Below are 14,996 nucleotides of genomic sequence, written 5' to 3'. Positions count from 1 at the left end.
GAGACGCGAGAGGCGAGCATGACCAACCTTTCATGGGCATCCTGGGGTGCCATCTGGGCTGTCCTGCTGTTCGTGGTGGACATTGCGACCATCGCACGCGCGGTGACGCGGGAACACCGATCACCCGCGTCCCGGTTGGCGTGGAGCGTGGTGATCATGACCCTGCCGGCGCTTGGTGTGATTGCGTATTTCTTTCTGGGCGACACCAGCGCGGATCGAAAATCCGATAAGAAACTCAAAGATTTACGGCATGAGCTTCCGAAACGTCCGGCACAGGCGTTGCCCGACGCTGACATTCCGCTTCTCTATCGCCAGGCCTTTGCCCGCGCGGCCTCGGTGAACGGGTTTCAGCCGGTGCCGGGCAATCGTGCAACCGTGACCACGGACAGCAATGAAAGCATTGACTGGTTGGTGGCTGACATAGATGCAGCCACCGACCATGTGCACATTCTGTTCTATATCTGGCTGGCGGATGTCAACGGCACCAAAGTGGCCGAAGCGCTGATCCGGGCGGCGGCACGTGGGGTCAAGGTGCGGGTGATCGTGGACGGGCTGGGCTCGCGGCGGTTGCTGTATGATCCGCTGTGGCGACGGATGAAAGCGGGTGGGGTTGCCACCGTGATCGCCTTTGCTTTCCGGTTTCCGCTGATTTCCGCCTTCTTTCGCAGGCTGGATATCCGCAATCACCGTAAGATCGTGGTGATCGACCATGCCACCACCTATGTCGGCAGTCAGAACTGCGCAGATGCGGCGTTTCGGGTGAAAGCAAAATATGCGCCGTGGGTTGATGTTATGCTGCGCGTGACCGGGCCGGTCGCCTGGCAGGCACAGCGACTTTTCGTGTCCGACTGGATGGTGCATGGGGGCGATGATATCTCGGACTGTCTGGATCACGTGCCGAGCGTTCCACAGGACGGGTTTCCCGCGGTAATGGCTGGGACGGGGCCAACCGAAAGCGTTCAGGCGGTGCCTGACATGATGCAAATGTTGCTGGCCGCGGCGCAGGACGAGGTGATCATCACGACCCCATATTACGTACCGTCCGAAGCGCTGCACCAACAGATTTGTGCGGCCGCCTTGCGCGGGGTTCGCGTGCGGCTGAACGTGCCTGCTACCAATGATAGTCTGATCGTCGCCTTTGCCTCGCGCAGTTTCTATCGATCGATGCTGAAAGCCGGGGTCGAGATTCACGAGTTTCAACCGGGGTTGCTGCATGCCAAGATTCTGAGCGTCGATGGCACTGCCGCCCTGGTAGGCTCGCCAAACCTGGATCAAAGAAGTTTCGATTTAAACTATGAAAACAGCATGATGCTGGTCAATCCTGATGTGGTTTCCGATCTTAGCAACAAGCAAGAGGCGTTTATGAATGTCTCGCTGCAGGTTCAGGCGGACACGGTTGTGAACTGGTCGGTGCCGCGCCGCATTCTGATCAACAGCATCGGCATGTTGTCCCCGTTGCTTTAACCCACTGCAACTTACTGCACGAGGTTGTGAGGTTTGATGTCATTCCCTTCCATTTCCGCGTTGGGAGGGCCATATCTTGATCAAGAAATATATTGACGTTTCGCTTGATTTCGCGCTGCGAGGGCTTATCTCGATGTTAAGCCTCGCAACATTGCGGGTAAAGTGAGGGAGAGTAGCCACGATGAGCAATTACAAAAATCTGCCAGCCCCAACGCCGGAAGGTGGCTTGAACCGCTATCTTCAGGAAATCCGGAAGTTCCCGATGCTTGAGCCGGAACAGGAATACATGCTGGCCAAACGGTGGGTGGACCATCAGGACCGTGATGCGGCGCACCAGATGGTGAACTCGCACCTGCGTCTGGCAGCCAAGATCGCCATGGGCTATCGCGGCTATGGTCTGCCGCAGGCCGAGGTGATTTCCGAGGCTAATGTGGGCCTGATGCAGGCGGTGAAACGGTTTGACCCGGAAAAAGGCTTCCGCCTGGCAACCTATGCCATGTGGTGGATTCGTGCCTCGATTCAGGAGTATATCCTGCGGTCCTGGTCATTGGTGAAACTGGGGACGACCTCGGCGCAGAAAAAGCTGTTTTTTAACCTGCGCAAGGCCAAGGCCCGCATCGGCGCGCTGGAAGAGGGCGATCTGCGCCCTGAAAACGTCGCCCGGATTGCCAATGATCTGAACGTCACGGAAGACGAAGTGATTTCAATGAACCGCCGATTGTCAGGGGGCGACGCATCTCTGAACGCGACGGTGTCGGCCGATGGCGAAGGAACGATGCAGTGGCAGGATTGGTTGGAAGATGAAGACGCCGACCAGGCTGGCGACTATGCCGAACAAGACGAATTGCAGGTGCGTCGCGAACTGCTGGCGAAGGCCATGGACGTGTTGAATGACCGTGAGAAAGACATCCTGACCCAGCGACGGCTGCAGGATAAGCCGGTAACGCTTGAGGATCTGTCTGGCGTCTATGATGTCAGCCGCGAACGCATCCGCCAGATCGAAGTGCGCGCGTTCGAAAAGCTGCAGAAACGGATGCAGGAGCTGGCGTCCGAGAAGGGGCTTCTGGAACAAGCCTGATCCGGATCATTCAGATTTACCACATGGCCGACCCACGTTACGTTGGGTCGGCCATTGCTTGTTGGGGGGATTGATCATGGGTGAGGTGTTGAACTGGGGCATATTGGGCGCGTCGAAATTCGCGCTTAACCACATGGGGCCAGCGATCCACGCAGCGGGGAATGCCCAGCTTACCGCGCTTGCGACATCCAGTCTCGAAAAAGCAAAAGGTTTCAAATTGTTTCGACCTGAACTTAAAGTTCACGAGAGCTATGACGCCCTGTTGGATGATCCGGATATTGACGCGGTTTATATCCCTCTGCCGAACTCTTTGCATGTCGAATGGGCGCATAAGGCGGCGCGCGCTGGCAAGCATGTGCTGGTGGAAAAACCAATTGCGATGAAAGCAGAAGAGATTGACGACCTGACCGCCCTGCGCGACAAAACCGGCCTGTTGATCGCCGAAGCCTATATGATCGTGCATCATCCCCAGTGGATCCGCGCGCGGGACTTGGTGCAGTCAGGGGCGATTGGTCGGGTCGATCATGTCGACACGGCGTTTAGCTATGACAACCGAACGGATACCAAGAACGTGCGTAACGACCCCGATCTGGGGGGCGGCGGGATCCGTGATATCGGTGTCTATACCTATTCCTCGGTGCGTTTTGTCACTGGCGCCGAGCCCGCCGAAATCTCGGCGCGCATCAAGACTGAAAACGGTGTGGACACCTGGGCGCAGGTGGTGGGCGAGATGGAAGGACCGTTGGGGCGGTTCACCTATTCCGCAATCACATCCATGCGGCTAAGCCCACGGCAAGAGGTTGTGTTTCAAGGCGATGCCGGAGAAATCCGCCTGACGGCGCCCTTTAATCCGGGCGTCTTCGGGCAGGCGGAGCTTGAAGTGCGGCGGCCTGACGGCACCCGGACCATTGAAAGCTGGCCACAAACCAACCATTATATCCTGCAAGTCGAAAACTTTGGCCGCGCGGTGCACGAAGGTGCGGCTTATCCGTGCCCGCTGGAGTTTTCACGCGGCACGCAGGCGATGATTGATCGCGTGTTTGACGTGGCTGTGGATATTGGCTGACGGAGGGTGAAATGGCTGGCGGATGGGCGCGCGATGGCGCGGTTCAGGAACAGATTGATGCCTCGGTTCAGGATGAACTGAAACGGATGCAGGCCAACAAGGGGCCGGTGGGCGAAAGCCGCACGCATTGCGCCGAGTGTGAAGAAGAAATTCCCGAAGCGCGGCGAAAGGCTGTTCCGGGCGTCAAACTGTGTATCGACTGCATGCAGGAACGGGATGCGGCCTTCAAAGCGCGCCCTGGCTTCAATCGGCGTGGGTCGAAAGACAGCCAGCTGAAATAACGAGACGGCAATTCCCAGACGGAACGGGATCGCCCAACACCCGTGATAGATTGGCAGAGCATGTGCAACAAAAGCGGCGCTTTGGTGTGATTTGGATATTTTCGTAAACAATGATATGATGTGAGGTGTTTTCAGAAGGAGAAACTTCAATGAAACGCCTTATTTCTATGTCTATTTTCGATTTTGTTCCGATTAAACTCGTTGCTCTTCTTGTTGTTTGGGTGTTGGCCGCGCCTGCCACTGCCGCCACTGTCACCTATGACATCGCGATGGGCGGACAGAACACGACCTTCACCGCGCCAATGGGCGGGGGGGCTGTCGGCGATTTCTCGATCACTTTGGGGGGCGTCACCTTTGATACGCCCGACGCTGCGATGCCGCCGCTCTATGATCCGGTCAACAATGACATTGCCGCTGCGGGCAGCTTGTTTGGATATTTTTCCAATTCGGTTGCTGCGCCTGGATGTCCGGCCGGGGATTGCGTTCTTGAGTTTGAAACAGCCATCGACAACGTGACACCGCCTGTCTTCGCGGCGTTCAATGCGGTTGCGTTTGATGGCATCATCGCAAGTGGCGCATATATCATCACGGTCGCCCCGGTGCCGGTGCCAGCCGGGCTGGTTCTGCTGCTGAGCGCGCTTGTGGTGATGTTTGGATATCGTAGGGTTTCGCATCCGTCGCGGCGCGTGTTGTGCCCGGCTGTCACGTAATTGCGCCAATTTGTCAACGAGATCGGAAGGCTGCGCGGTGTGGACCGTCCCGCGGCGCAGCCTTTCACCTGTTAAGATATTTAGAATAATTCTAAATTAGAATTGATCTAAATCAACGTATAGGCATCTGTGAATTCTAAACTCCTCCCAGCGCGCGCTTTTTGGGAGAATAGAATGATGTTTGGAAAACTGACACTTGCCAGTGGCCTGTTGATTACCGTCGCAAACATGGCTTGTGCCAATGACTTACGCGACGCGGCGCTGGAGACCTTCAAACCGCTGCCCTCGACTGTGCCGGCGGTGAATGACAACCCGATCACCGAAGCCAAGGTCGATCTGGGGAAAGCGTTGTTCTTCGATCCGCGGATGTCTGCGTCGGGCGTGTTTTCCTGTAACTCTTGCCACAACCTTGCCACGGGTGGGGACGACAACCTTGAAACCTCGATCGGGCATGGTTGGCAGAAGGGGCCGCGCAACTCGCCCACCGCGCTGAACTCGGTCTTTAACGAAGCGCAGTTCTGGGATGGACGTGCCGCCGACCTGGCCGAACAGGCCAAAGGTCCGGTGCAGGCCGGGGTCGAGATGGCCAACACGCCTGACAACGTGATCGCCACGCTGAATTCGATGCCGCAATATGTTGAATGGTTCGGGGCCGCCTTCGAAGGCGAGGCTGATCCGATCACATTCGACAACTTCGCCAAGGCGATCGAGGCGTTCGAGGCAACGCTGATCACACCGGCCCCGTTCGATGCCTGGCTGAATGGCGACGACAACGCCATGTCGGACCTGCAACTGGCCGGGCTTGAAAAGTTCATGGATCTGGGCTGTGCGTCCTGCCATTCGGGCGTCAATGTCGGCGGGCATGGATATTATCCCTTCGGCCTGATCGAAAAACCCGGCGCGGATGTTCTGCCGGAAGGGGACAAGGGGCGGTTTGCCGTGACCGAAACGGTGGATGACGAATATGTCTTCCGTGCTTCGCCCCTGCGCAACATCGCGCTGACCGCGCCTTATTTCCATTCCGGCAAGGTCTGGGATCTGAAAGTGGCGGTCGAGATCATGGCAGAAAGCCAGTTGGGGGAAGAGATTGACGGGGCCACGGCCGATCAGCTTGTCGCGTTTCTGGACAGCCTGACCGGAACGCTGCCAGAGGTCACCTATCCGCTTCTGCCGGCTGAGACTGCGACCACCCCGCGCCCGACCGGCGAAGTGATCCCGAACTGATCCGCGCACAAGTTACAGACAAGGAAAGGGGCGCCCCGTGCGCCCCTTTCATATTGCTCAGTCTTCCATTGCTTCCAATTCGTCGATGAAGCCTTCGATCATCGCCAGCCCTTTATCCCAGAATTTCGGGTCCGAGGCATCGAGGCCAAACGGGGCCAGAAGCTCTTTGTGGTGTTTCGATCCGCCAGCTTTCAGCATGTCGAAATACTTGTCCTGGAAGTCCGCGCCGCTGTCTTCGTAGACAGCATAAAGCGCGTTCACCAACCCGTCGCCAAACGCATAGGCATAGACATAGAACGGCGAATGGACGAAATGCGGGATATAGGCCCAGAAGGTTTCATAGCCGTCCATGAATTCAAAGGCCGGGCCAAGGCTTTCGCCCTGAACGCTCATCCAGATGTCGTTGATCTGGTCGGGGGTCAATTCGCCGCCCGCGCGTGCCTCGTGCAGTTTGCATTCGAAGTCATAGAACGCGATCTGGCGCACGACCGTGTTGATCATGTCTTCGACCTTGCCCGCCAGCATAACTTTCTTCTCGGCTTGCGTTTTAGCTTCGCCAAGGAGTTTTCGGAACGTCAGCATCTCACCAAAGACGGATGCGGTTTCCGCCAGCGTCAGCGGCGTTGATGACAGCATTTCGCCCTGATCCGCGGCCAGCACCTGGTGGACACCGTGGCCAAGTTCATGGGCCAGCGTCATCACGTCACGCGGTTTGCCCAGATAGTTCAGCATCACATAGGGGTGCACGTCGGTGACGGTCGGGTGTGCAAAGGCGCCGGGGGCTTTGCCCGGTTTCACGCCCGCGTCAATCCAGCCTTTCGAGAAGAAGGGGGCGGCAATCTCGGCCATGCGCGGGTCGAAATCGGCGTAGGCGTCCATGACGATCTTTTCGGCATCTGGCCAATTGACCAGCTTGTCGTCTTCCATCGGAAGGGGGGCGTTGCGGTCCCAAACCTGCATCACGTCCAGCCCCAGCCATTTGCGCTTCAGCTCGTAATACCGATGGCTCAGGCGCGGATAGGCGGCGACGACGGCGTTGCGCAGGGCTTCAACCACTTCGGGTTCAACATGGTTGGACAAATGCCGCCCGGTCTGAGGCGTGGGCATCTTGCGCCATGTGTCTTCGATGTCTTTTTCTTTTGCCAACGTATTGTGGATACGCGAGAAAATCTTGATGTTTTCCCCCAGAACACGCGCGATCTCGTGACTGGCCGCTTCGCGGGTCGCACGGTCCTTGTCGGTCAGCAGGTTGGCGGTGGCTTCCAGCCCACGTTCTTCGCCATTCACCGTAAACATCAGCCCCGCGACGGTTTCGTCAAACAGCGTGTTCCAGGCGGACGCCCCGACCGAGGATTTGTCGTGCAGGAACTGCTCCAACTCATCGGACAGCTGATAGGGGCGCATCGCGCGCAGCCGGTCGAAGATGGGTTTGTATCGGGCCAGCGCCGCATTATCGGCAAACCACCCGTCCAGCACTTTGTCGTCAATCCGGTTCACTTCCAGCGAGAAAAACACCAGCGGCGCCGTGAACACGGTGATCTGTTCCTGACAGTTCTGAAGGAACTGCGCCCGGTCAGCGTCGGTGGTTTTCTGATAATAGCGCAGGCCAGCAAAGGACATGATGCGCCCGCCGATCAGGTCGATCTTTTCATAAGCGTCGATGCAGCCCAGCATGCCGTCTGCATCCAGCGCGGCCAATTTGCCTTGATAGGTGGCGGCGAAGTCTGCACAGGCTTTTTCAAGCCATTCCATGTCGCGGGTCAGTTCCGGCGCATCGGCAGAGGTGTAAAGGTCGCTCAGATCCCATTCGGGCAGCCCTTCAAGCGGAATATCACCGGTTTGTGCATTGGCATCTCGGACGGGAAAGGGAAGGGTGGTAAGCATCGGACCTCCGGTTGTTGTCTGGCTCAAGACATAGGACGGGGGAAGGGCAGTTGCAATCCGCCCGGCCGGATCGGAGGCACGTCGCGGCAAAGGGCGCAAAATGGCCGATTTTCCCCGCCAAGGGGTTTTGACCCGGCCCACCGGTCCCTTTATAGGAAGGTAGCAGTTTTTCGAGGGTGCGCGCGTGATCAGATTCATTCTTGGCATATTCGGTGCCGTCTTTACCGGCATAACGCTGGCCGTCTTTATGGCCGCGTTGGTAATCGGCGGTGTTTTCTGGATGTATTCCAGGGACTTGCCCAGCCACGAGCAGCTTGCCAACTACACGCCTGCCACGATCAGCCGGGTCTATTCCGGCGAAGGGCAGCTGATGGACGAGTTCGCGCGCGAACGTCGTCTGTTCACCCCGTCAGACGAGATTCCGGCCCTTGTGAAACACGCTTTCATCTCGGCCGAGGATAAAAACTTCTATACCCATGCGGGGTTTGACCCACGCGGGATCGCCGCCGCCGCGATTGAAGCGGCGCGTGGCGGTAAGCTGCGCGGGGCCTCGACCATTCCGCAGCAGGTGGTGAAGAACTTCCTGCTCAGCTCGGAACGCTCGGCGGAACGCAAGATCAAGGAGTTGATCCTGTCGGTGCGCCTGGAAAGCACCTTGTCCAAGGACGAGATTCTGGCGCTGTATCTGAATGAGATTTTTCTGGGTCAGAATTCCTATGGTGTGACCGCCGCGGCGCAGACCTATTTCAACAAGACGCTGGACGAGCTGGAGCCGCACGAGGCCGCCACGCTGGCGTCGATGCCGCAAGCGCCCAGCAATTTCCACCCGGTGCGCGCCAAAGAACGCCTTCTGGCGCGGCGCAATTATGTCCTGCGCGAGATGAACCAGAACGGATATCTCGACAAGGCGACTTACGACGCCGAGGTGGCAAAGCCCCTGCGCTCGGTTCAGAACGGCGATTTCCCGGCCTTCCGGCAGGCATTGCCGTCGCGCGACTATTTCACCGATGAAATCCGTCGCCAGCTTAGCCGCGATTTCGGGGAAGAGGAGTTCTTTACCGGCGGCCTGACAGTGCGTGCGACCGTCGATCCGGATTTGCAGGACGTGGCGGCGAAAAGCCTGCGGATCGGGCTGGAAGGCTATGACCGCAGCCGCGGCGTCTGGCGCCCGACTGGCGTGACGTTGCCGCAGGATGTGCTTGGCGACGAACAGGCCTGGCGTGCCGCGCTGGCCGACACCCGTTTCCCGCGCGACATCGAAGGCTGGTATCCGGCGGTGGTGCTTGAGGTTGGCGGTAATGATGCCCGCATCGGCATCGAAGGCGTGGACGAGGATGAGGACGGCCACTGGATCCCCGCCAAGGACGTGACGTGGGCGCGTCGTCTGGAAGAAGATGGCAGCCTTGGTCGCCGGGCCAAGGTCGCCGGTGATCTGGTGCGGGTGGGCGAGGTTGTCCATGTGCGCCGGATGACCAAGGATGACGATGGCAGCTTCATCCGCTGGACATTGCGGCAGGTGCCGGAAGTGCAGGGCGGGTTCATGGCGATGGACGTGAACACGGGGCGTGTGATCGCCATGCAGGGTGGCTTCAGCTATCAGCATTCGGTGTTCAATCGCGCGACGCAAGCCACGCGCCAACCGGGGTCAAGCTTCAAGCCCTTCGTCTATGCCGCCGCGCTGGACAGCGGGTTTTCCCCGGCCACGATTGTGATCGATGCCCCGATCGAAGTGGTCGCGGGCGGAAAGATCTGGCGGCCCAAGAACTATTCCAACCGGTTCTACGGTCCGACTCCCCTGCGCACCGGGATCGAACAGTCGCGTAACCTGATGACCGTTCGTCTGGCGCAGGAGATCGGCATGGACACCGTGGCGGGCTATGCCGAGCGGTTCGGTGTCTATGACCGCATGAATCAATTCCTCGCCAACTCGCTTGGTGCGGAAGAGACCACATTGTTCCGCATGGTCGCGGCCTATGCGATGTTCGCCAATGGTGGCGAGCGGGTCGAACCCACGCTGGTGGACCGTGTACAGGACCGATGGGGCAAAACGATCTATCGCCATGACAGCCGACAATGCGCCGATTGCAGCGACCCGACCCTTGCCAGCGGGCAGGCGCCGCAGATCGTGTCGGATCGCGAACGCGTTATGAACGCCATCACCGCCTATCAGTTGACATCAATGATGCGCGGCGTTGTCGAGCGCGGCACGGCCCGCAGTGTGGTCAACCTGCCGGTGCCTACCGCAGGTAAAACGGGCACGACCAATGATGAGCATGACGCCTGGTTCATTGGCTTTACCTCGAATATCGTGGCGGGGTGCTACGTCGGCTATGATCGCCCACGCACCATGCCCGGAACGTCCGGTGGCGGGATGTGCGGCCCGGTGTTTCAGCGTTTCATGCTTGAGGCGGTCAAGGAATATGGTGGCGGTGAATTCAAGGTGCCGCCCGGTGGCCATTTCATCAAGATCGACCGTTTCACCGGTGCACGCTTGCCGCCAGATGCGTCCGGTGATCACGTGGTCGCCGAGTATTTCCGAGATGGGGAAGAGCCGCTGTTTGGCGTGATGTTCGACGGTGGGTTCGCGATGGGGGCCAATCTGCCCATGTTTGATCGTGGCGAAACCGATGGCGGGTCAACGCGGGTCCAGACCTCGACCGGCAAGACGGTCGTGGTGCCGGACAAGGCCGATTTCGGGTCATTGTCCTCGGGCGGCCTTTATTAACAGGCCCCGGTAAGGCGTTGCGAGGGTGGAGCAAGCGTGCCAGTGGCCCGCTTTGCGCCATGTTGTGTTCACTCATCTGCACCGATGTGCATTTTGCCCATTGTCATTCCAACCCCGGACCACGTATGGTCCATCTACGGTGGATCGCGCGTTCGCGCCCGACCACCGCGAGAGTTTCGTTGTTTTGCTGACCGAATGATGGCCAATGCCGCAGGCCGGGGCAAAACAAGCCGAGAATGCTTTGGAACGCGCCCGATCATGGGCTGGCTGCCAGAGCGCGAAATTGACGATCAAGGACGGTAGAGCCCGCAAGGCCTTTGTTCTGGATCCGAAAATCCGCCCGATGTCTGACAACAGACCGGGCAAAAGAATGGGCCGCGCACGGGTTTCTGGCCACTCCAGAACCTGCAAGCGCGACCGGAGAAGAAACGCGATGATGCGCGAGAGGAACGAGCAAACACAGAAGGCGGGGCGCAAGCCCCTGACTTTGTTGCCGTATCCCACGCATCGCTTCGCCCTGACAAGACACCCCGAAAATCGTGCGCTTCCGCCTGGAAGGGCGCGCGTTTTGGGTGCGGAAAGAATACATGCCCAAGAAGATGCTTATCGATGCCACCCACGCGGAAGAAACCCGCGTTGTGGTGGTCGACGGGAACAAGGTTGAAGAATTTGACTTTGAATCCGAAAACAAACGCCAACTCGCTGGCAACATTTATCTGGCCAAAGTAACGCGGGTCGAACCGTCGTTGCAGGCGGCTTTCGTGGATTACGGCGGCAATCGCCACGGCTTTCTGGCCTTTTCCGAAATTCATCCAGATTACTATCAAATCCCCGTCGCGGATCGCGAGGCGCTCTTGGAAGAAGAGCGCGCCTATGCCGAAGCCATGGCCGCGGAAGAAGAAAAACCCAAATCGCGCCGTCGTCGGTCGCGTGGCCGGTCTCGTGCCAAGGCCGAGGACGCCAAGTCCGATGATGCCGTGGTGACCAAAGAGGTCGAGACCACGGGGTCGGGCATGGACGTCATTGATCTGGACAATGGCGAAGAAGATGACCTTGAAGGTCAGTCGCCGATGGAACGCGTTGATGAAACGCCGGTTGAAGAGCCTGAGGACGGCGCAAACACCGATGACGCCAAAAAAGTCGCTGATGCCGACGATGCGTCTGCGGACAAGTCAGACGATTCCGACGACGACAGCGACAGCGATGACGACGAGGATGATGAACCGCTGGATGCCTCGGAAAAGGATGACCAGATCGAAAGCGTCGCCGATGATGATGCCGTCGAAGACATCCGTCCGCGCCGCAAACCGCGCCCGAAACGCTATAAGATCCAGGAAGTGATCAAGGTGCGCCAGATCCTTCTGGTGCAAGTCGTGAAAGAAGAACGCGGCAACAAGGGTGCGGCGCTGACCACCTATCTGTCGCTGGCCGGTCGTTACTGCGTCCTGATGCCCAACACCGCGCGCGGGGGCGGGATCAGCCGCAAAATCACCAACGCCGCCGACCGCAAGAAATTGAAGGAAATCGCCGCCGAGATCGATGTGCCCAAGGGCGCAGGTCTGATCGTGCGTACCGCTGGGGCCAAGCGCACCAAGTCGGAGATCAAGCGCGATTACGAATATCTGCAACGGCTGTGGGAGCAGATCCGCGAACTGACGTTGAATTCCACAGCCCCTGCGAAGATCTATGAAGAAGGCAACCTGATCAAACGCTCGATCCGTGATCTGTATTCGCGCGAGATCGACGAGGTGTTCGTGGAAGGCGAGGCAGGTTATCGCACCGCCAAAGACTTCATGAAGATGATCATGCCGTCCCACGCGAAGAACGTGAAGCTGTACCATGATCAGATGCCGCTGTTCGCGCGCTACCAGGTTGAAAGCTATCTGTCGGGGATGTTCAGCCCGACCGTGCAGCTGAAATCCGGTGGCTATATCGTGATCGGCGTGACCGAGGCGCTGGTGGCGATCGATGTGAACTCTGGTCGCGCCACCAAGGAAGGCTCGATCGAGGAAACGGCGCTGAAAACCAACCTCGAGGCCGCGGAAGAGGTGGCACGCCAGCTGCGTCTGCGCGACCTTGCCGGGCTGATCGTGATCGACTTCATCGACATGGAAGAACGCCGCAACAATAATGCGGTTGAAAAGCGTCTGAAAGACAAGCTGAAAACGGACCGTGCGCGTATTCAGGTGGGCCGCATTTCGGGCTTTGGTCTGGCCGAGATGTCGCGCCAGCGTCTGCGCCCGGGCATGATCGAAGCCACGACGCAGCCATGCAACCATTGCCACGGCACCGGTCTGATCCGTTCGGACGACAACCTTGCGCTGACGATCCTGCGTCAGTTGGAAGAAGAAGGTGTGCGCCGCCGGTCACGCGAGGTTCTGGTGAAAGCACCTGTCGGCATCGTGAATTTCCTGATGAACAACAAGCGTGAACATATCGCGCAGATCGAAGCGCGCTATGGTATGGCCGTTCGGATCGAGGCTGATCCGTTCCTGATCTCGCCTGACTATTCGATCGAGAAGTTCAAGACGGCGACCCGCACAGTGCCGGAAGCAACCGCGCCTGTCGTGTCGGTCGATGCCTCTCTGATGGAAGATATTGACGAGGTCGAAGAGGCCGAAGTCGTGTCCGAGGACACTGTCGAGGAAGAACAGAAGCCCAAGAAACGTCGCCGCCGTCGTCGCCGTCGTCGGTCGTCCAATGGGGACGACGCGCGTCAGGACAACCAGAACGAAGAGGCGTCGGAGGAGAACGGCGCGGCGGAAGAGGCCAAGGACAACGCGGCAACGGAGGCCGAGGCCGAAACCTCTGCCGAAGGCACCGAGGACAAGCCCAAGCGCAAACGCGCCCCGCGCCGCCGGTCGAAGAAAGCCGATGACGAGGCCGTCGCGGCTGCCGACGCCCCGGCTGAGGAAACATCCGAGGTGGCGGACGCCGAGCCGGAGGAGAAGCCGAAACCCAAGCGCGCCCCGCGTAAACGGGCCACAAAGGCGAAGGCGGAAGAGGTTGCGACCGATGATGCCAAGGCCGACGCCGAGGTCGAGGACGCCCCCAAGAAACCCGCGCGCAAGTCCCGCGCCAAGAAGGCCAAGGACGAGGCGGGCGAGGATGCTCCTATAGCCGAAGAGGCCGCGCCGGAAGCCGACGCGAAACCCAAGAAAGCGCCACGCAAACGGGCGACCACGTCGCGCAAGAAGAAGGTCGACGAGGTGGCAGATGACGCGCCGTCCACCGAGAAGGTGCCGGAACCGGCAATGGCAAGCGCCGCACCGGCCGCCGCGCCCGAGCCCGAGGCGAAAGCCGACGAACCGCCGAAGCCGAAGCGCAAGGGGTGGTGGTCACTGGGCCGCTAAACCGAAGAAAAGGAAAGGCCGGGCATCGCCCGGCTTTTTCATTTTGGGCTTAACCTTTGCGGATGAAGTAATGCGTGGCCGTCCCGTTCTCTTCGCGGCCCAGGAACTCATGACCCTGTTCGGCACAGAAATGCGGCACGTCGATCACGGCGGCCGGATCGGTTGCTTGCACCCGAAGAACCTGACCTTTCTCAAGCGACTTCAAACGCTTACGCGCCTTCAAAACGGGCAGGGGGCAGAGCAGCCCCAATGCGTCCAGATCGTCGTCAAACTCCATATCTTCCCATAGGCGTTTGGCGCGGTTCTGTCCATCGGCGCGTCCGATTGTCGGGTGTACCAATATGTCGCGCAGTTGTGACGATCCGGCAGGTGACGGCGCGCATTTCCCGCGCTATGTGGTGGGTATGTTTGGATTTGACCTTATCGACGCCAGCCTGCTGCCGGCCCTGATCATCGCCTTTGTGGCGGGGATATTGAGCTTTCTCAGCCCCTGCGTCCTGCCCATCGTGCCGCCCTATCTTGCCTATATGTCCGGTGTCAGCATGGGCGAGATGAGCGAGGGGCGAAGCGCCGCGCGCAAAGCAACGCTGGCCGCGCTGTTTTTCGTGATGGGTCTGTCCACCGTCTTTCTGTTTCTTGGCTTTGCAGCCTCGGCGTTCGGGGCGTTTTTCCTGCAAAATCAACAGCTTTTCTCGACTTTCGCCGGTATCGTCGTGATGGTTTTCGGGGCGCATTTTTTGGGCGTGATCTCGATCCCGTTCCTCAATCGCGAGGCGCGGCTTGATGCTGGCGACCAAGGGGGGAGCGCGTTCGGCGCCTATCTTCTGGGGCTGGCCTTCGCCTTTGGCTGGACACCCTGTATCGGCCCGCAGCTGGGCGCGATCCTGTCGCTGGCAGCATCCGAAGGATCCATCGCGCGGGGCACAACATTGCTGGCGATCTATGCGGCGGGGCTGGGCATCCCGTTCCTTCTGGTCGCAGCCTTTTTCCCCCGTATGACCGGCGTCATGAACTTCATGAAACGACATATGGAGCGGATCGAGCGGATTATGGGTCTGCTTTTGTGGACCATCGGATTGATGATGCTGACCGGTGGCTTTTCGCGATTTTCCTATTGGTTGCTTGAAACCTTCCCGGCCTTGGCCACGCTTGGCTGACAGCGGACCTGCCAGATAAGGGCTTAATTTCGCCTGTTTTTCCGGCTAGTCTGC

11 protein-coding genes are annotated in these 14,996 nt (G+C 59.1%); 9 read left to right on the top strand and 2 right to left on the bottom strand.

The annotated features are described in order from the left end of the window. Positions 1-18 precede the first annotated feature (18 nt). The 6 genes from cls (at position 19) to J3R80_RS02230 (ending at position 5,823) form a co-directional block, all read left to right on the top strand. Positions 19-1,464: a cardiolipin synthase gene (gene cls / locus J3R80_RS02255; RefSeq protein ID WP_275392124.1), complete on the top strand. Its 1,446-nt coding sequence runs from the start codon at positions 19-21 to the stop codon at positions 1,462-1,464. A gap of 181 nt (positions 1,465-1,645) precedes the next feature. Continuing rightward, positions 1,646-2,542, top strand: coding sequence for an RNA polymerase sigma factor RpoH (gene rpoH, locus J3R80_RS02250; RefSeq protein WP_275392123.1), 897 nt, complete (start codon positions 1,646-1,648; stop codon positions 2,540-2,542). 76 nt (positions 2,543-2,618) lie between these two features. Further along, entirely contained in the window at positions 2,619-3,608 is a 990-nt protein-coding gene (locus J3R80_RS02245; protein ID WP_275392122.1) for a Gfo/Idh/MocA family oxidoreductase, read from the top strand. Positions 3,609-3,619: 11 nt separating this feature from the next. Next, on the top strand, positions 3,620-3,889 hold the full coding sequence (locus tag J3R80_RS02240; protein WP_275392121.1) for a DksA/TraR family C4-type zinc finger protein: 270 nt from the start codon (positions 3,620-3,622) through the stop codon (positions 3,887-3,889). A 149-nt stretch (positions 3,890-4,038) separates the two neighbouring features. Next, on the top strand, positions 4,039-4,599 hold the full coding sequence (locus tag J3R80_RS02235) for a hypothetical protein (protein ID WP_275392120.1): 561 nt from the start codon (positions 4,039-4,041) through the stop codon (positions 4,597-4,599). A 177-nt stretch (positions 4,600-4,776) separates the two neighbouring features. Next, positions 4,777-5,823: a cytochrome-c peroxidase gene (locus J3R80_RS02230; protein WP_275392259.1), complete on the top strand. Its 1,047-nt coding sequence runs from the start codon at positions 4,777-4,779 to the stop codon at positions 5,821-5,823. A gap of 57 nt (positions 5,824-5,880) precedes the next feature. On the opposite strand, the gene J3R80_RS02225 is transcribed toward J3R80_RS02230, so the two are convergent. Next, complete coding sequence (locus J3R80_RS02225) at positions 5,881-7,707, bottom strand: M3 family oligoendopeptidase (protein WP_275392119.1); 1,827 nt, start codon at positions 7,705-7,707, stop codon at positions 5,881-5,883. Between the two features lie 184 nt (positions 7,708-7,891). On the opposite strand from J3R80_RS02225, the gene J3R80_RS02220 reads away from it, so the two are divergent. Together J3R80_RS02220 and J3R80_RS02215 are read left to right on the top strand one after the other, a co-directional pair. Next, the gene (locus J3R80_RS02220; RefSeq protein ID WP_275392118.1) at positions 7,892-10,432 is read left to right on the top strand and encodes a PBP1A family penicillin-binding protein; all 2,541 of its coding nucleotides are present in this window, start codon (positions 7,892-7,894) and stop codon (positions 10,430-10,432) included. A 587-nt stretch (positions 10,433-11,019) separates the two neighbouring features. Further along, entirely contained in the window at positions 11,020-13,785 is a 2,766-nt protein-coding gene (locus J3R80_RS02215; protein WP_275392117.1) for an Rne/Rng family ribonuclease, read from the top strand. Positions 13,786-13,834: 49 nt separating this feature from the next. Here J3R80_RS02215 and J3R80_RS02210 read toward each other — a convergent pair whose 3' ends face one another. After that, positions 13,835-14,062, bottom strand: coding sequence for a sulfurtransferase TusA family protein (locus J3R80_RS02210; RefSeq protein ID WP_275392258.1), 228 nt, complete (start codon positions 14,060-14,062; stop codon positions 13,835-13,837). 127 nt (positions 14,063-14,189) lie between these two features. Between J3R80_RS02210 and J3R80_RS02205 the strand changes: the two genes are divergently transcribed. After that, complete coding sequence (locus J3R80_RS02205) at positions 14,190-14,942, top strand: cytochrome c biogenesis CcdA family protein (RefSeq protein ID WP_275392257.1); 753 nt, start codon at positions 14,190-14,192, stop codon at positions 14,940-14,942. The last annotated feature ends 54 nt before the right edge of the window (positions 14,943-14,996 follow it).

The organism is Aliiroseovarius sp. Z3 (assembly GCF_029105185.1).
Lineage (GTDB): Bacteria > Pseudomonadota > Alphaproteobacteria > Rhodobacterales > Rhodobacteraceae > Aliiroseovarius.
The sequence above is the reverse complement of the archived record's forward strand: the minus strand, read 5'-3'. Positions and strand labels throughout refer to the sequence as shown.